Genomic DNA, 17112 nt, shown 5'->3' on the forward strand with positions numbered 1-17112 from the left:
GACCATCAGGGACCCAATCGCACTATGTACCCATCAAGGAACTACAATGGTATCGCCAGATCGCAAAATAAAATTATATTCAGCCCCTGACTCCGACAGGAGAGAATCGTAGTTCACTGGAATTCTAATTTCCTTGCTTTTGCCATCCTCTGTTTTCACACGCCGAACAACTTGAATTGAATTCTCTGAGGCAAACTCGGTAAAACCACCAGCTAACGAGATCGCCTGTAAGACCGTGGCATAAGATTGTAATGGATATTTTCCTGGAGTCTTCACTTCACCAAGCACATACACCTTATAACTATTGACAGCTTTCACACTGACCGACACGGCCGGGTTATCTTTGTATTCCCGATAACGCTCGGTGATATTCTTGGCTAATTGGTCCGCCGTGAGCCCATCAGCCTCCACGTCCCCAATCAACGGCAACGACACCTTGCCATCTGGCCGGATCACGATATCAGTCCGAGTTAGATCGGGATTACGCCACACGACGACATCGATCACGTCCTCGGCTCCCAAGCGAAAGCCTTCCTCGGGTGGACCTGGCGCCACCACGACTTGAGGGCTGTTATAGGCGCAACCAGACATTCCCAAACCTGCAGAAACCACCACGGACACTAATATTTGAGTGAAACGCGTTTTCATAAGCCACCTTCCATGCATTGCTTGACTCCCTTTCATTTACGGTAACAACACCATCGTTTCGGATGGCACCACAATAGTATCGCCGGGTTGAAGCTCAAAGTTTTCAGCGCCACGCAACACGATATCGTCATAATTCACCATAATCCGTTGTGGTTCACTGCCTTCGCCACTCATTCGAAATACAACCACCCGGCTTCGAACCGCATCGGGAGCCAGACCTCCAGCAAGCGTTAGCGCTTGAATCAAAGACGTTTTGGTCAGCAACGGGTAACGCCCCTGACTTCCGACAGCGCCTTGGACATAAATGAAATAACTATTCACCTGTTGAACCACAATCGCTACAGTGGGATTTTCTTTGTACTCTTTAAGTTTTTCCGTAATCGCATCTTTCAATTGTCCAGTAGTCCCACCCACGGCTTTGACATCCCCAATCAACGGCAATGAAATCCGACCATCGGGTCGGACCGTTACTTGACGTGAGAGATCAGGATTTCTCCACACGCTGATTTCCAACACATCTTGCGGCCCAATAATGTAATCATTGGTGACAATAAACTGGGAAACACCTGCGGCCCCCATCTGTCCAGAATTGGCCCAACTTGCCCCCACTCCCGAACATCCACAGATCGCCAACCCCACACACAGTACCTTCAGCATTTTCATAACAGCCCTCCTGTAACCAAAAGACAACCGATGAGTTGATAGATTAGATCTCCTGACCTTATGGAAATTCCAAACATTGGAGGCAGGGTCCATTCCTTGGTATTTGCTACCTAATTCGGAGAAATATCTTACGGACTTAACAGTCATATGTTTTTTTTTGAAATTAGAGAATGTCCCTTCTGCCCTATGTAGATTTCACGCTCTCCTTATTGGGCAATGGACACTGACCTTTGACACCAATCGGTCGCCTTTACCTCAGACTTAATGAGGATTCTCTTTTCACAAACAACTGCACATTTGACCTTCAATAGCACGCTCCTCAGAGAGGTCAATTTTCTTCTCTGAGCCTGCCAACATGCATGAATTGTTTTTCTTGAGAACCTATCCGGGGAGGACTATTTAAACTACCTCTTAACTATCCAGAAAAAGGTATGAAAAATACCGCAAAGAAAAATTCCTCTAATATTTTTATTCCACATCGAGACAAAGCCCCAAATACATATCCACCATTTTTCACGGCCAATATTATTAATGACTTTCCAAATCAGCAATGGAATCCACATTGAAAAGGTCTACCAGGCCACCAGAGGAGGATGACGAAAGACCAATACATCTTTAGGTCGGGGAATACAGTAGAATATTTCTTAATCTTCCAAGTGACCCTAAGGTGACAATTCAGGGGTCAGACTCGGCTTTCATTAGAGATAATGGCTGCTTTGCCTTCCTAAGGTCCGAGGGAAAATTTTGAGCGCTAACACCATGTAATGGAAAAAATGGTTAAGTTATCTTCAGCAACTTCCGAAAAGGGCTAGGGACAGGAGAAAACAACACCAGAAGGGAACAAGAATCATAAAATTTCTAAAATGTCACCTTGCTGAAATCCTAAAGGAGGGACGCATCGAATGAATTCGACAACTGATTTGGAAAAGGAATCCACAACATTCATGTCATCAATGAAACCAGATAACTTTTCCCGCCACAGCAACCAGGGAGGAACAGGAATGGACCAGACTAATGTCGCAGCATTTATAGGGCACGGGGTCGAATTTAAAGGAGTCATTCGATACGAAGGCAATGTTCGTATTGATGGACAACTGGATGGAGAAGTTCATGCTAATGGAACGCTCTACCTAGGAGAACAAGCCGTCTTAACAGCAAAGATTAGTGCTCAGGCCGTCATTAGCAAAGGTCAGATTACCGGTGATATTACCGCTCGAGAAAAAGTGCAATTGCTGGCACCCGCCGTCGTTGATGGATCCGTCTTGACTCCCTCTCTTCTCATGGAAGAAGGGGTCACTTTCAATGGGACATTAGAAATGATGTCTTCGACAGCTGAGTATAAAAAGCCCAAGATTTCATATCCCTCAACCACAGACCGGGAATCTTCCAATTCACAAAAGGACAACCGGACAGGCAAAGAGATGGCTCTTCAGGGATAAATATTCGGGCAATCACACCAGAAGACCTGCAAGCCCATTACTCAACAATAATGAGCTTCACAGCACGAGGAGAAGGAGCACTTCATGTGGGGTGAAAAAGTCAAAAAACGCGAAACGATTTTTGATGAACAGCATTATACTTTTCTTGGAAAAGGGGTGGACTTTAAAGGCACTGCTCAATTCGAAGGTACCGTCCGGGTCGATGGTCGTTTCGAAGGAGAAATGCATACCGATGACACCCTCATCATCGGTGAACATGCTGTGATTAAGGGAAATATTTCCGGCAACGTGGTGGTGAGTGGAGGGAAAGTTCAAGGGAATATCACTGCTCACCAACGAGTCCAGCTCTTTAACCCCGCCGTAGTCATTGGAGACATTCGCACACCCAATTTCTCCATGGAAGAAGGAGTCAGCTTTCAGGGCTTATGTGATATGGGACTCACAAACCTCGATCAATTTGACCTGAAGCGCCAAGAAACCATCAGTAACTCAAACGGAACAACTGGCAAAAAATATGAGAAAAATGGGAAAAATTCTGATGAAAAAGAGTGGGAAGCGAAGCATCTTGCCCATTTGTGATTCACACCCAACATCCAGCTAATACCATTAGAAATTTTACTAAGAATTTTTTGCGTCAATCACTCTAGGCAATCCTTGCCTATCACCCGCCGATGGGAATACTTTGAATGGACCTTTAATTTCTACCTATATCTGACCCCGCAAAGCTGCCCATCCCAAGCCCAAGTATTCATAGAACGCTCGCTCCGCGACTTTTAATGACTCCGCGCTAGGAACAAGATCCCACCACTGGAATTCAGTACTTTGACCAATCCTGTGGCCAACTGGAGCCGCAATTGGCGAAAGACCCTGCTTGCGAAACAAGGCCATTGACCGTGGCATATGTGAGGCTTCGGTCACCAATACCAGTGCTTCTTTTTCCACAATGTCGGCAATAAAACGTGACTGATCTTTGGTATCACGAGAATTAGATTCTACAACAACATCTTCTCTCGGCACACCAAAAGTCAGCACAAACTGATGCATCAAAACGGCTTCCCCCGTAGACCCTGAAATGAGCATTTTTACTCCTGGAAGCTTTTGATAAAGGGCAATCCCTTCAACAAGACGAAGTACCGTAGCACTCGAGAGTTGGCTCGCCAGAGGGTAACCAGGCCTTTCTGCTCCACCACCAGACAAGACAACAACCCATTTAACATGTCGTGTTTCCACAATGGATTCACCTGCATTTGGTGATTGTACCTTCAAAGGAAGGTATTGGGACTCCAAAGGTTCAAGCAGGGCATTGGATATGGGATGAAAACTCAATAGAGTGAAGATCACAACTCCACCGCTAAGAATCCATTTTCCCATCTGGCGCTGTGGGCGTAACCAAACCAGAATGAGCCCAACCCAAATCAATTCAAGACTCAGCGGAACAGGAAAAAACAACCGAGAGAAGATTTTTTTGAACAGATACATAGCCCCCTCATAGGCAATTATTACATTTAGTTTGCGTTATCAAAGGATTCAGTGAATCCAACTGCAATTGGTACACGAGTTTATAAAAAATGAAATCCTTGAGTAAGGCCTTGAATGCTTACGGAATGAGAGAAATAGCAGAAACTTGAAAAGAAAGCGATTCATTAATTCCCATCCAGCGGGAAGGACCGAATAAAAAGCGGACGGATTTACCCGTTAAATGTTTCGACTGACTGTTAAGTAGAAAAAGAGAGAGGCGTGAAAGGTTAAAGCAACCCCGAGTAAAAGCTAGAAACTTGTGGCCATTCGGATGGCAAGATCTTTGGCTCGAGAATTCTCAGGGTCAGAACATTGATGGGCGCCGGGCATGGGCTCAACAACCACAATAGAATGAATCTTCGTAAACCCAATGAGACTCAAAGCTTTTTCCATGAACCGCTTTTGTGATTTATAATTTTCAAATCCCGAACCATTTTGATATCCGTCAAACCGTGAATAAATCACCGCTGCGGGTTTCCCCGTAATCAGCCCTTGAGGATTTTCTCCAAGCAAAAATTGAAATGTCTGGCCAGGATGAAGCAACAAGTCCAGATAATGTTTGAGTCGGTAAGGGATTCCTAAATGCCACATCGGGACAGCAAATAAATACTTATCTGCTGACTTAAACTGACTGACCATTTTCACAATACTTTCCCACGCAGCCGCCTGCGCAGGCGTATGATTCATGCGATGAATGATGGCATAGCTAGCATCTAACGTAATCTCATCCAGAGGCTCTAGGTTGGCATCCCACACATTGATTTTTTCAAGTTGATCATTCAGGTGTGTTTCTTGATAGGCATCTAAAAACACTTTTCCCACATCCAACATCGGTGCTGAACGTTCTTTTCCAATCGAAGAATCAATGTAGAGTAATTTGGCCATAGGTCAGAAGCAGGATACCGACTAGGACTTTTTTGGAATCCACAACGATCGATAAGATCTGAATTAAATCCTCACTCCATATTGTTTTGTTGTCATTTCGCTAACGGCTTCATTAATTCTATCGCAGAATAGCGGGCATGAAATCTATACGCTATTCGACGTATTCGCCTATACCCCTCCAAGCATGTACCCTGGTGAGACCTGCTCACTTACAAACGATAGACAAAAATACCAATTAGGATCCTCGTGAAACCAACCACACCCATCCAATATTCCTCCAATTCTTTCGAATGGAAAACGCCACCCTACTTGAACAAAGGCCATGGCTGGATCTCTAGAAAAGTAACGAAATGGACTGGATTGAGTCTGTGTATATTTCTTCTCATTTCCACTACCGTTTTTGGCTCCATTCCCGATTTCTTGGAATGGAAATGGGGGCTTCAGCTTGCTGAATTTAGGCAACTAGAAATAGAAATAGCTGAAGAATGGCCAATTTGGAAACGAGCGACGGCAGTACGACTAGGCCAACGGGCACAAGAATTGGCCAATGCCGGCTCGTTAATATTAGTCTTCGATAATGAATTGGGGTTGGTGAAAACTCATTGGGCCAGCAAACCGATCGAACGGGATGCGAACGGCAACAAAGGCATGCAATTATTTAAGGAACTGAAAACAAAATTTACCAACCGGTATGGCACACCTCAAGAAACTCATGAAGAAGCCTCAGTGAAACTACAGGGATTTATTGGGGATCTCTACCAATGCTTGCAGGAAAAAACTTGTGGTCCGTGGGAGTCCATATGGGAGACACCTGAAGGCGGCGTCCTCGTCCTCGAACTTGTCGGGCTTGACGAAAGTGTCGGTTTTGTCCAAATGACCCATCAGGGCCCTAATCTTGGAGACGCCTTACAACAAGCTCACCCCGGCTTACATTTAAAGGAACAAGAAATATAGTTTTGGAACATCGGCACATTCTCAGAGAACCAAAGACTGAGAAAACTCCAATAGATACGATATAATAGGTAGCTCCACCCTGGAGCCAAGAGGCTCACAGGTCATACCGATAGGTAACATTATCGCCCCCCCATCGCTTGGTTTTGGCCTCGATCATCTTATCCTTTTCACAATACACGCAAGCAGTCACTTCATCTCTCCCCGTGAGGGACTTCATTTGCTGCATCAACCCCAACATTATTTTCCTGCCTCGCTCACGATCAATCGCTAGACGTTCGTAAAATTCTTTGGTGACATGTAATTGTAAAAGGTCGCCCTTCACAATAATGTCTTCCACCTGTGGATGGTTTCCAAGTTGAGCCCGAATTTTCTCGGAAATCTGGCATTCTTGTTCTTCCGTTTCCATTACAAACACGCCCCCAAAAGGTTAAGGTCAACAACACGGGATTTCACTGATAAGATTGTGTCATATCGGGAGGGGGGCAACGCAAGGAAGACAAAACGACTAGGCATTCAGGCCCTATAACAATCCCTTCGTGGCATCATCCAACCAAGTTTTTGTCCGGGACTGAACAAGGGGGGAAAGAGTGACTCGAACTCGGTCATGATAGGTGTTCACCCAATCTATTTCCTTGGAGGTAAGTAAGGAACAATTGATCAGAGTGCGATCAAACGGAACCACAGTCAGGGTCTCGAAAGCTAACCATTCGCGGTCCGATTGACCAAAAGAAGGGGTCGATACCGCCAGAACCAGATTTTCCAAGCGAATTCCAAATTCTCCAGCTTTATAATAACCCGGCTCATTGGAAACAATCATCCCCTTCTCTAGTGCCACTGTGCTGGGGGCTTTGGCAATTCTTTGGGGTCCTTCATGAACCCCCAGATAACTCCCGACCCCATGGCCAGTTCCGTGATCATAATCCAATCCGACTTCCCATAGGGGTTGTCGGGCTAAGGTATCAAGTTGAGTGCCGGTCGTACCTTTGGGAAAGACGGCAGTCGCTAGAGCTATATGGCCTTTCAAGACCCTTGTGTAGCAATCCCGCTGCTCCTGTGTCGGAGTTCCAATAGCCACGGTGCGGGTAATATCCGTTGTCCCATCCAAGTATTGCCCACCAGAGTCCACCAGATATAAGCAACCTGGTGCGAGCGCTCGATTAGAAGCCTCTGTAGCCCGATAATGCACAATGGCACCGTTGGACCCTGCCGCAGAAATAGTGGGAAAACTCTGATCTTTCCATAGCGCTTGCTGTTCACGACATGCGTCGAGATAATCTTGAACAGCCACCTCAGTCAATTTTCCCAGGGGAGCCTCCGCCGCCAGCCAAGCCAGAAAGTCACACACCGCGGCACCATCACGAATATGCGCCTCTCTGGAACCCTCTACTTCAACCGAATTTTTTCTGGCCTTTGGTAAAATACATGGATCTTTGCCCTCGACAATCTCGGCACCATATTTTTCTAGTTGATCAAAAATGAAACTGGCCGTTCGTTGTGGATCACACAACACTCGGCAGCGATCTCGTCCCAGATGTTCCAAAGTGTGTCTGAATTCTTCCCCAGGAACCACGTGAACGCCAGGCCCAAGATGATCTCGTAATTCTGCAGAGACCTTTTGACTGTCAAGAAACAGCATGGCCGATTCATCACTTCGCAAGCACGCAAAACTCAGTGGCAGGGGGGTGTGCGAGACATCCCCCCCTCGAATATTAAAAAGCCAAGCAATGGAATCCGGAGCGGTCAATACCGCCACATCAATCCGATCCTCCTTAAGTCCTTTGGCTAGATCCCTCCGTTTCTCCTCAGAGGACTGGCCTGCATAACGAATCGAATGGGGAATCACTCGAGCCCGGGGGCTCTCAGGCCGATCAGACCAGATGATATCAATCGGGTTGGGCTGGCAAGGGACCAGTTCAGCCTTGATGCGGGCACACCCTTCCCGGAGCGACTTAAGATCCTTCGGCGTGTGTAGCCAAGGATCATACCCAAGTTTGTCTCCACGCTTCAGGACGGAGTGCAACCATTCCTTGATGGAAATTTCTGAGATATGTTGAGGATCAAAAATCTCCAGGTCTATTTGATTTCGCACCTGTAAAACATAACGGCCATCCACAAACACTACGGCCTGGTCTACCAACACCACCGCCGTGCCTGCCGACCCGGTAAATCCCGTGAGCCAGGCTAACCGTTCAGCACATGCGGGAAGATATTCATTTTGATACTCATCCGCATGCGGAACGATGAATCCGGACAAGCCCTGCTTAGCCAATTCCGAACGTAATTTCTGAACACGAATCTTCGACTCAGTACTCATGGATCACCGTCAATTCCCACTCTTTTTCGCTCCACTTCCTTTTGTAATACAACCATCATAGCACGATCATCCCTGTGAGGGCAGTTCAGCTTCTTGTTTCTACCCGCTAAGCCATGCAGACCAATTTCGAATTTCATAGCGAAGCTCACCACCGAAGGCTACTGCAATCCGAAAGCCTCCAGCCATTAAGCATAATCCCTTGGCAGTTCTTATAATAAGTTAGGTAACATGGATAAAAAGATCCCGTTCCTATGAATTCTCGATTGGCCTCGAATTTAGGGCTTTGATTTCTGTTCGCTTTCCTTTCAACTGGACGTAGGTATTGGCATAAATATTCCAACTCATCAAGTCCTCCGGCGTTACTTCCGACGCATTCACTTTTTTGGGAACGACTCCTCCAGCCTTTAAGGCTCCCACAACCAATTCCGAGCAAAACAACTTTTCATAATCTTCTTGCGTTTTGGTTAAAGGACCTAGAAAATCCAGAGCACAGGGAATGAGCTGCCCCATATCATATTTTTTTCCTTCCTGTGCTTCTAACCAATCGAAATACTTGTCCAAATTGAGCTTTGCTCGAACCTTCTCATGTAAAGGAAGCCACCAAATTTCTCCAGTGTAATGCTGCAACGCACGCGACAACCGGGAAACGATGACCCCGCTTTTGTCTTCCTTTACGGTGGATTCAATAATTTGGTTGTAATACCCATCTTTTTTAGCTTCCGGTCGCTGCGTTTTCAACAAAATGGCCACATGGCTCACCGGAGACCCCGTAAACCATTTGATGACCTGGCTAAATTGTGTTTTGCCCCCAAACGCAATAATGTCTCCGGGTTGCATTTGGTCACGGAGCTTCGATGAGTAAGATTTCAAAGACAGGGACACAGGCATAACCCAACCTCCTTTTGGTGAAATGTCTGATGTAATTTCCGAATCATGGACGGCGAAAAAATCGCATACTAACCTTTGCGTACCATTGTGGCTAGAATTTTTTCTACTCGAACCACGTCATCACCCCTACCAATTATTTCAAATTAAACAGAAGATTCCCGCACGATCGAATGAACATACTCATATCATCGCGAGACGACATCGATGGTAATACACCTATAAACAAAATAAATGTTAGGGAAGTAAAAAACGGGAAATCATGAAGCGATAACTAGACCGAGGAGAATAACTGAGGAAAAGGACTAGGAAAGGAAATTAAGCGGAAACTGGAAGGCCTATGGCCTCGGCTTCGGTTTTATAGACAGGGATGAGTTTAGGAATATTCGCCACATCCAGGATCTTTTTCACTGCGGGTCGAGGTCCAACAAGGCTCATCACCATGCCCTGCAATGCCAATCGGGCTTGGGAAAGTGCTAATAACCCAATACCCACGCTATCGACGAAATCGACTTGGGAAAGATCAATGATCACATGATCCGTGGAACCACGTTCGGCGTTGCGCATCACAGCCTGGAACGTCTTACGGGAATAGAAATTCAAACGTCCCGAAACTTTCAGAATCCAAACACCATCATGAATATGTTCAGTAATGTGCATAAAGAAAACCCCTAACTCTTCTTCTTCGGCCGTTTGGCCAAGGATCTTGGGGATTTTTTACCAGATCTCTCCGCATCATTCCGATCAATTCCCATGAAGAGAGAAGAAAACAGCCATTTTCCCTAAAATATCTGTATTTTTTAAGGAAAAAATGAACGAATTTAGAGAGGAGGCGTCACGCTGATTGGGGATTCCCCTTCTGATTTAAATAGACTTCCCGCAACCCGCTATAGTTTAAAAAATCCATAAATTGTTGATGAGCGCCCTTCAGCTCATGCAAAATGGACTCGAACCAATGAATCTCCCTCACGCCTGAAGGCAAAACCCAACACACCCGGAAGTATTACCCAATTTCTCACCATGGAATCCAAAGACGCCAGTGCTTTAAATCAAACTCCTCTCCTCCGCCTCCTCAAGGAACATTTTGGCTTCCTATCGTTTCGCCCTCTTCAAGAAGAAATCATCCGCGATGCTCTCGCCGGACGAGATGTGGTTGCCTTATTACCAACAGGCGGAGGAAAGTCCCTCTGCTTCCAATTGCCGGCACTGGCCCGATCCGGGCTCACGGTGGTGGTTTCCCCGCTTATTGCTCTTATGAAAGATCAAGTTGATGCACTTCAAGCCAATGGCATTGCCGCCACCTGTTTGAATTCCTCACTGACCATGGAGGAGACACGAACTCGGCTGCAGGGTTTGCAACAGGGTACTTTCCAATTGCTCTACATCGCCCCGGAACGGCTCATGCTTCCAGGGTTTTTAAATGATCTACAGGGATGGAACGTGAATCTTCTCACCATTGATGAAGCTCATTGTATTAGTGAATGGGGGCATGACTTCCGACCGGAATATCGCAGGCTCGTAGAACTTCGTGAACGTTTCCCTTCGATCCCCATGATGGCACTCACTGCCACAGCCACGGAACGGGTTCACCAAGACATCTTGGCCCTTCTGAAACTTCGTGACTCAGCATCCTACGTAGCCAGCTTCAATCGACCAAACCTCACATATCGTGTCCTGGCCAAAATCAATCCCACAGAACAAGTTCTGTCCTTTCTCCGAACACAAGATCAGGAAAGCGGAATCATTTATTGTCAGAGCCGGAAAACTACGGAATTATTGGCGGAACGGTTACAGGCAAACAGCATCAAAGCCCAACCTTATCATGCAGGTTTGACGGCCAAGGAACGAACACGCCATCAAGAATTATTCCTTCGGGATGAAGTACAGGTCATTTGTGCCACCATTGCCTTCGGGATGGGAATCAACAAACCCAATGTGCGGTTTGTCATTCATTATGATCTGCCCAAAAACCTCGAAAGCTATTATCAAGAAACCGGCCGTGCGGGCCGCGATGGCTTACCCAGCGAATGCCTCCTACTCTTCAGTGCGGGGGATGCCGTCAAGCAGCAACATTTTATTAATGAAAAGCCGAGTCTTGAGGAACAACAGATTGCACGCACCCAACTCCAACAGATGGTACAGTATGCCGAAGGCACGACATGCCGACGAGCCCAACTATTATCGTACTTTGGGGAGAACTGGCCTCAAGAACATTGTGACAGCTGTGATAACTGCCTCTCGCCTAGGGAAACAGTTGACGGTACGGAAGATGCCTGCACCGTGCTGTCTTGCATCGCGCAGATACGGGGAAAAAGCGGTTTTGGTGTGGGACTCAATCATGTCATCGAAGTGCTCACAGGAGCGAACACCGAGAAAATTCGTCGATGGGGTCATGAACGACTCGCCGCATATGGGAGTGGGAAAAATATTCACAGCCGCCCTGAATGGGCCGCCATCTGCCGAGAACTCATCCGCCTGGGTTACCTTGAACAAACAACGGAGCCCTTTACGATTTTGGAGCTCTCTGCCCAAGGCCGAGGCTTTCTTCGTGAACGTCCGCAAATTATATTAACAAAACCTATGAGTGCGCCCGAGAGGAAAAAATCGTCCGTGGGAGACCTTGCCCATGACGAAACGCTCTTCAAGCACCTGCGCCAACTGCGAAAAAGGTTGGCCGATGAACGGGATGTTCCAGCCTATGTCGTCTTTTCTGATGTGGCGCTACGCCAGATGGCACGAGACTATCCAACCAGCGAACGAGATTTCCTTCAGATTAGCGGCGTAGGAAATAGGAAATTACAAGAATTTGGGAAAGAGTTTCTCACAACAATTACGGAATATGTGGCCAAGCACCCGCGCCAGGATTTTCCCAAAGAACCCCTTTCCTCTTCGGCGCCTCCACCTGTCTCATCGCGGAAGAAACCACTAGGGCTTACCGTTCAAGAAACTCTGAAACGGTTTCGGCTTGGAGATTCGGTTGAACACATTGCTCAACAGCGCGGACTGGTCCCGAGCACTATTTATGGGCATTTGGAACAAGCCCTCCAAGCCGGAGAATTGATAGAGGTTGATCGACTTCTCCCGCACGAGCTAAAGGCCCGAATGAGGGAAGCCTTTGCCCAAACCGGTTTCAGCAATCTCACGGGAGCCAAAGAAATCCTCGGCAACCTATGTGATTACGGCCAACTTCGCCTATTTCGGGCTATTCACGGAAAAACATCGCAGGGATAAAGATCGCTGTGATACACTAATCTGTCAAACGGTCAAACCAAATCATCATTGAAACACGTACGAATTTAACATCCCCGCCTTCAACTTCCTTTTCGGGTACATTTCCGATCAGACGAGTTTGTACCAAGGCCCAATCCAGAAAGGTTTTTGAGACTCTCAATGAATAAGCACGACATCACCCACCATCAAAGCACGCTATCCCCAAAGGACGCATCTCCTGGCTTCAGCACACTTGGACTCGAGTCCCCATTGTTAACCACACTGGGTACGTTAGGCTATGAAGAGCCCACGCCAATCCAACAAGAAGCAATTCCTCCCTTATTGGCCAAACGTGATCTTATCGGACGGGCCGCAACAGGAACCGGCAAGACGGCTGCCTTTACGCTACCACTGCTGCAACGCCTCGCACATTCGACACGGCAAAAAAATCCGTTTGCCCTCATTCTCGTACCAACCCGCGAACTGGCCATCCAAGTCAGCGAGGCTGTCCATCGTTATGGGAAGGCACAAGGAATTGGGATCCTTGCAATTTATGGTGGCCAGGCGATCCGCCCCCAACTCGTCGCACTGAAACGTGGCGTCGATGTCGTAGTGGCCACGCCAGGGCGTGCACTGGATCATATCCGCCGCAAGACCCTTCAGCTGAAGGATCTACAAATCGTGGTCCTCGACGAGGCGGATGAGATGCTCAATATGGGATTCGCGGAGGATCTGGATGCCATACTTCAGCAAACTCCCAAGACCAGGCAGACCGCCTTGTTTTCAGCGACCATGCCCCCACGGATTGCCTCCATCGCACGCCGACATTTGCAAGACCCGGTGGAAATCCAAATTATCAAAGAACCCATCAAAGCTGGAGTAGCGCCTCGCGTGAACCAAATAGGATACCTTGTGACCAGACCTCACAAAGTGGCGGCTCTGGCTCGTATCCTGGATATGGCCACCCCAAAATCGACACTCGTATTCTGTCGAACTCGCCTGGAAGTCGATGAGTTGACCTCTGCGCTCAACACCCGCGGTTACCGAAGTGAAGGCCTGCATGGCGGCCTCAACCAGGCCCAACGCGATCGCGTCATGGCCTCATTCCGGTCAGGCAAGACCGAATTATTGGTGGCCACGGACGTCGCCGCCCGAGGGCTGGATATCTCTCACGTCTCGCATGTCATGAATTACGATGTGCCATCGTCTCCTGAAGCTTACGTCCATCGTATTGGACGGACTGGCCGCGCCGGACGCACGGGTGAGGCCATCACGCTCGTCGAACCACGCGAACAATGGCTGCTGAAAAACATCGAACGACTCACGAAATCTAAAATCGAAATGGCCACGCTTCCCACCGTCGCCGATCTCCAAGCCAAGCGACTGACAGGCATAGGAACTTCTATTCAAGAAATCTTAACGGCCAACAAGTTTGAACAGTTTAGAAACGTCGTCAACACGCTTATTGAAAAATTTGACCCTGTCGATGTGGCAGCGGCTGCAATTCAACTCGCGTATGGATCGAAATCGGGAGAACGCAAGGAAGAAGAAATTCCTGTCATTCGGGGCCACGAAATGGAAAAGTCTCGGAGACCTCAAGGATCAAAACAGGCACCACAGGAAAGATCGCGCGGGGCAAAAATACGAGGTGAGACTGGCAGACCAGCTGGCCCTCGCGATCGTGGTGGACCTAGCATAAAAATGGCAACTCTAAGTTTCAGTGCTGGAAGAAATGCGGGCATCGGCCCAAGGGATCTCGTCGGTGCGATTGCGAATGAAGCCGGGCTGCCATCGAAAATGATCGGGCCTATTAAAATAGACGATCAATTCTCGCTTGTGAAAGTTCCGGCAGAACTAGCGAGAGACATTATGAAAGCGATTGGGAGGACGAGGTTGAAAGGGAAGAAGGTAAGTATTCGGCTGGAGAGGGACTAGGAAGGTGGGAATTAAGATATTTCGTGTCTAGTAGACGAGAAATCTGTCTGGACAATCTACCCATTGCCGACGCACAACCGTGTCATTCCCGACATCCTTAATCGGAAAACAAGATTTTTCTTTTCTTTGCCATCCTGAACGGAGTGAAGGATCTTTTTTTTATAACTAGAAGAACAACGCGAAAAATCTCAAACCGGCGATTAGTAAGGTTTAGAAAGGAATTCGTTCAATGGTACCTGTAAGTCCCTGGTTAAACTAACCCTGCCCGGGGACCTTCCCCGACCGCACCTACGGCTCTATTTTCCCCCCACATATTTTCACCTAGTGTTTTTTTTGGTTTTTTCGTCTATGATTCCGGGTCTTCTCGGGATCAACCAAACGACAACTCGGTCAAAACGCATGGCCTAGGAGAGGGTTCATTCGCCATAGGACTTATTAGGTTTTTATTTTTTTGTTTTAAAGGAGAGTAATCATGGGGCTTTTTAAGAAAAAATCCGCAGCTGAGAAACAACGTAAAGCAGAAATAAAAAAGGCCAAGAAAGATGCTCGCGCCGACAAAAAAGACGCTCGCCAAGATTCCAGGGAGGTAAAGAAAACCGCCCGCAAAGACGCAAAAGCAGAAAAAAAAGACCTACGCCAGGAAACCAAGGCCGTGAAGAAGGATGCGCGACAAGATAAACGTGAGGGGCTAAAGGATGTTCGCCAATCCGATCTAACCGGCAAGGCCAAGCGGGATGCGAAAAAAGATGTTCGCAAGGGAAAAAAGGATACGGTTAAAGTTGCGAAACAAGAGAAGAAAGATAAGAGGCATGATATTCGGAACGAGAAAAAGGATCGTGTGCAGGATGCCAAGGTGGAGAAGAAGGAGACAATTCAGCAGATCCGCGAGAGAAAGCGTGCGATCCTCAAAAACCTACGGGTACCGAAGGCATTGGATCGAAAATGGAATAGCTACCTGAAATTTCAGCATGTGGATGCCTTGGAAATTTACAAGCCGAATACCCTGAGTCATTTGCAAACCATCTGCCGAATTGCGACCGACAATGGGTTAAAAGTACGCGCCATCGGCTCCGGCCATTCTTTTTCTGAAATCGGCGTCACGGAGGATATTTTTGTGGAGACGAAAAATCTCAACAAAATGTTGCCGATGAACAATACCCGCAAAAATAAACTCAAAAACAATGTCCGGCGGCGGCGAATGGCAGAATTACAAGTTGGGCGCACGATCATTGAAATTTCCAAAGAGTTGGAGAAGTCCGGTGAGGCCTTGATAAATCAAGGCACCTACGATGGACAAACCTTTTGGGGCGCAGTGTCGACTTCTACGCATGGATCAGGCCTCAAGCGAGGGCCGTTCCCAGCCATGATACTCAGCCTAGTATTGGTAGGCGAGGGTGGACGGACGTACCGCATTGAACCTCGGGATGGGATTACCGAGGCGCGCAATTGGCGTGAAAACGGCATTGATGAGCTCATTCAAAATGATGATGTGTTCAATTCAGTCATTTGTTCGTTTGGCTGTATGGGAATTGTCTATTCCGCCGTCATCTCGACTCGTGAATTCTATTGGATGAATGAGTGGACCTATATTTCCACCTGGTCAGCCTTTAAAGAAAGTTTTTCTCGCTATTCTGACATGCGAGCCTTTGTTGAACGCTGGGACACCATTTCACTCTTGATTGGCCCGACCAAAGCCAAATCGGGCGGCAAAGATGGCGTAAGTTTCAAGGGTGAAAACCCCATGGCCATGAACCTGCGATTGGAAACCAACGAGACCCGCACCATTGGCGGAACATTCATGGATAGTTTGACCAAGTTTTTCGAGCGAATTGGGGTCATCGACTGGATCAAGGCTCCAGCAGAAGGCCGAGGCTTTACAGTGGCGGATATCTTTCCCGGTGATGCTTGGATTGCGAAGAAAGGCGTTCGTGCTTCCGGCAAGATCGGCTGGATGGGTGAAGAGATCAAGCCTAAAGAAACACCCATAAAGCGGCGCAATAAATGCTACAAGATTTTCCCCAAAGGCGGAAAATTGTTTGGGGGCTATGGGTTGGAGGTCGCCTTTCCCATTGAACGCACCATCGAAATCATGGATCGGATTATCGAGTTGGCCGAAGAGAATAAATCCAACAAGTTATTCCACACTGCGCCGGTGGCAGTCCGTTTCGTCGCACCGACGACGGCCTATGCCTCGCCCCAATATGCAGATCCGAACGACAATGTGTCAGCATTTGACCAAGGCACGGTCATGTTCGAAGTTCTGATGGCCAAAGGGACGGAAGGCGGCATGCAAGCCTTGCAATTGATTGAGGAAGCGATGCTAGATGAGCGCGATGTCCGTGTGCATTGGGGGCTTCATTTTGATCGAATCAACAGCCGCAATACGAATTTTGAGCGGATGTATCCCAAATGGCCCCAATTCCGCGCAACGTTCCAACGATTCAATCGCCAAGGCACGTTTAAGAATGTCTTTACCGATCGAATCGGCTTGCGCTGACAAACTGTTGTTCAGAGGAAAACTGTTCAGGACTTAATTGAATGAGGGCTTTCGCGCCCGCGCAACGAGGCCTCCTTCGACTCCGCTCAGGACAGGCTTTTGTTTCGGCAAAAGGACCCAAAACCATTTCCGCCCGAGCACGAAGGCGGGAAAGCACAATTAGG

15 protein-coding genes are annotated in these 17112 nt (G+C 47.6%); 6 read left to right on the forward strand and 9 right to left on the reverse strand.

The window, feature by feature from the left end:
- Positions 1-33: 33 nt before the first annotated feature.
- Positions 34-648, reverse strand: a complete 615-nt coding sequence (locus tag PPG34_RS06480; protein ID WP_313832344.1) for a polysaccharide biosynthesis/export family protein — start codon at positions 646-648, stop codon at positions 34-36.
- A gap of 36 nt (positions 649-684) precedes the next feature.
- The gene (locus tag PPG34_RS06485; RefSeq protein ID WP_313832345.1) at positions 685-1311 is read right to left on the reverse strand and encodes a polysaccharide biosynthesis/export family protein; all 627 of its coding nucleotides are present in this window, start codon (positions 1309-1311) and stop codon (positions 685-687) included.
- Between the two features lie 902 nt (positions 1312-2213).
- On the opposite strand from PPG34_RS06485, the gene PPG34_RS06490 reads away from it, so the two are divergent.
- Both PPG34_RS06490 and PPG34_RS06495 read left to right on the forward strand, forming a co-directional pair.
- Complete coding sequence (locus tag PPG34_RS06490; protein ID WP_313832347.1) at positions 2214-2750, forward strand: bactofilin family protein; 537 nt, start codon at positions 2214-2216, stop codon at positions 2748-2750.
- A gap of 84 nt (positions 2751-2834) precedes the next feature.
- On the forward strand, positions 2835-3329 hold the full coding sequence (locus tag PPG34_RS06495; RefSeq protein WP_313832348.1) for a bactofilin family protein: 495 nt from the start codon (positions 2835-2837) through the stop codon (positions 3327-3329).
- Between the two features lie 126 nt (positions 3330-3455).
- On the opposite strand, the gene PPG34_RS06500 is transcribed toward PPG34_RS06495, so the two are convergent.
- Both PPG34_RS06500 and PPG34_RS06505 read right to left on the reverse strand, forming a co-directional pair.
- Complete coding sequence (locus PPG34_RS06500) at positions 3456-4229, reverse strand: ElyC/SanA/YdcF family protein (protein WP_313832349.1); 774 nt, start codon at positions 4227-4229, stop codon at positions 3456-3458.
- A 288-nt stretch (positions 4230-4517) separates the two neighbouring features.
- Positions 4518-5153 (reverse strand): FMN-dependent NADH-azoreductase, encoded by a 636-nt coding sequence (locus PPG34_RS06505; protein ID WP_313832350.1) that lies wholly within the window; start codon positions 5151-5153, stop codon positions 4518-4520.
- A 246-nt stretch (positions 5154-5399) separates the two neighbouring features.
- Here PPG34_RS06505 and PPG34_RS06510 point away from each other — a divergent pair, with 246 nt between their 5' ends.
- Entirely contained in the window at positions 5400-6107 is a 708-nt protein-coding gene (locus PPG34_RS06510) for a hypothetical protein (protein WP_313832351.1), read from the forward strand.
- Between the two features lie 94 nt (positions 6108-6201).
- On the opposite strand, the gene PPG34_RS06515 is transcribed toward PPG34_RS06510, so the two are convergent.
- The 4 genes from PPG34_RS06515 to PPG34_RS06530 form a co-directional block, all read right to left on the reverse strand.
- Positions 6202-6513, reverse strand: coding sequence for a hypothetical protein (locus tag PPG34_RS06515; protein WP_313832352.1), 312 nt, complete (start codon positions 6511-6513; stop codon positions 6202-6204).
- A 114-nt stretch (positions 6514-6627) separates the two neighbouring features.
- A complete protein-coding gene (locus PPG34_RS06520) occupies positions 6628-8421 on the reverse strand; it encodes an aminopeptidase P family protein (RefSeq protein ID WP_313832353.1) in 1794 nt (597 codons plus the stop codon).
- A 249-nt stretch (positions 8422-8670) separates the two neighbouring features.
- Complete coding sequence (locus tag PPG34_RS06525) at positions 8671-9309, reverse strand: hypothetical protein (RefSeq protein WP_313832354.1); 639 nt, start codon at positions 9307-9309, stop codon at positions 8671-8673.
- Between the two features lie 315 nt (positions 9310-9624).
- On the reverse strand, positions 9625-9966 hold the full coding sequence (locus tag PPG34_RS06530) for an STAS domain-containing protein (protein ID WP_313832355.1): 342 nt from the start codon (positions 9964-9966) through the stop codon (positions 9625-9627).
- A 360-nt stretch (positions 9967-10326) separates the two neighbouring features.
- Between PPG34_RS06530 and recQ the strand changes: the two genes are divergently transcribed.
- The 3 genes from recQ to PPG34_RS06545 all read left to right on the forward strand — a co-directional run bounded on the left by recQ (position 10327) and on the right by PPG34_RS06545 (position 16948).
- Positions 10327-12537: a DNA helicase RecQ gene (gene recQ, locus PPG34_RS06535; RefSeq protein ID WP_313832356.1), complete on the forward strand. Its 2211-nt coding sequence runs from the start codon at positions 10327-10329 to the stop codon at positions 12535-12537.
- A 159-nt stretch (positions 12538-12696) separates the two neighbouring features.
- Entirely contained in the window at positions 12697-14451 is a 1755-nt protein-coding gene (locus PPG34_RS06540; protein WP_313832358.1) for a DEAD/DEAH box helicase, read from the forward strand.
- Between the two features lie 472 nt (positions 14452-14923).
- On the forward strand, positions 14924-16948 hold the full coding sequence (locus tag PPG34_RS06545) for an FAD-binding protein (protein ID WP_313832359.1): 2025 nt from the start codon (positions 14924-14926) through the stop codon (positions 16946-16948).
- On the opposite strand, the gene PPG34_RS06550 is transcribed toward PPG34_RS06545, so the two are convergent.
- On the reverse strand, positions 16923-17105 hold the full coding sequence (locus tag PPG34_RS06550; protein ID WP_313832360.1) for a hypothetical protein: 183 nt from the start codon (positions 17103-17105) through the stop codon (positions 16923-16925). The genes PPG34_RS06545 and PPG34_RS06550 overlap by 26 nt on opposite strands.
- Positions 17106-17112: the final 7 nt, after the last annotated feature.

Origin of the sequence: Candidatus Nitronereus thalassa (genome assembly GCF_032191465.1) — a bacterium.
GTDB lineage: Bacteria > Nitrospirota > Nitrospiria > Nitrospirales > UBA8639 > Nitronereus > Nitronereus thalassa.

Excerpts from the sequence above, each read along its gene's own strand:
- PPG34_RS06480 (WP_313832344.1), bottom strand. The coding sequence starts at position 648 with ATGAAAACGCGTTTCACTCAAATATTAGTGTCCGTGGTGGTTTCTGCA.
- PPG34_RS06485 (WP_313832345.1), bottom strand. The coding sequence starts at position 1,311 with ATGAAAATGCTGAAGGTACTGTGTGTGGGGTTGGCGATCTGTGGATGT.
- PPG34_RS06490 (WP_313832347.1), top strand. The coding sequence starts at position 2,214 with ATGAATTCGACAACTGATTTGGAAAAGGAATCCACAACATTCATGTCA.
- PPG34_RS06495 (WP_313832348.1), top strand. The coding sequence starts at position 2,835 with ATGTGGGGTGAAAAAGTCAAAAAACGCGAAACGATTTTTGATGAACAG.
- PPG34_RS06500 (WP_313832349.1), bottom strand. The coding sequence starts at position 4,229 with ATGTATCTGTTCAAAAAAATCTTCTCTCGGTTGTTTTTTCCTGTTCCG.
- PPG34_RS06505 (WP_313832350.1), bottom strand. The coding sequence starts at position 5,153 with ATGGCCAAATTACTCTACATTGATTCTTCGATTGGAAAAGAACGTTCA.
- PPG34_RS06515 (WP_313832352.1), bottom strand. The coding sequence starts at position 6,513 with ATGGAAACGGAAGAACAAGAATGCCAGATTTCCGAGAAAATTCGGGCT.
- PPG34_RS06520 (WP_313832353.1), bottom strand. The coding sequence starts at position 8,421 with ATGAGTACTGAGTCGAAGATTCGTGTTCAGAAATTACGTTCGGAATTG.
- PPG34_RS06525 (WP_313832354.1), bottom strand. The coding sequence starts at position 9,309 with ATGCCTGTGTCCCTGTCTTTGAAATCTTACTCATCGAAGCTCCGTGAC.
- PPG34_RS06530 (WP_313832355.1), bottom strand. The coding sequence starts at position 9,966 with ATGCACATTACTGAACATATTCATGATGGTGTTTGGATTCTGAAAGTT.
- recQ (WP_313832356.1), top strand. The coding sequence starts at position 10,327 with ATGGAATCCAAAGACGCCAGTGCTTTAAATCAAACTCCTCTCCTCCGC.
- PPG34_RS06540 (WP_313832358.1), top strand. The coding sequence starts at position 12,697 with ATGAATAAGCACGACATCACCCACCATCAAAGCACGCTATCCCCAAAG.
- PPG34_RS06545 (WP_313832359.1), top strand. The coding sequence starts at position 14,924 with ATGGGGCTTTTTAAGAAAAAATCCGCAGCTGAGAAACAACGTAAAGCA.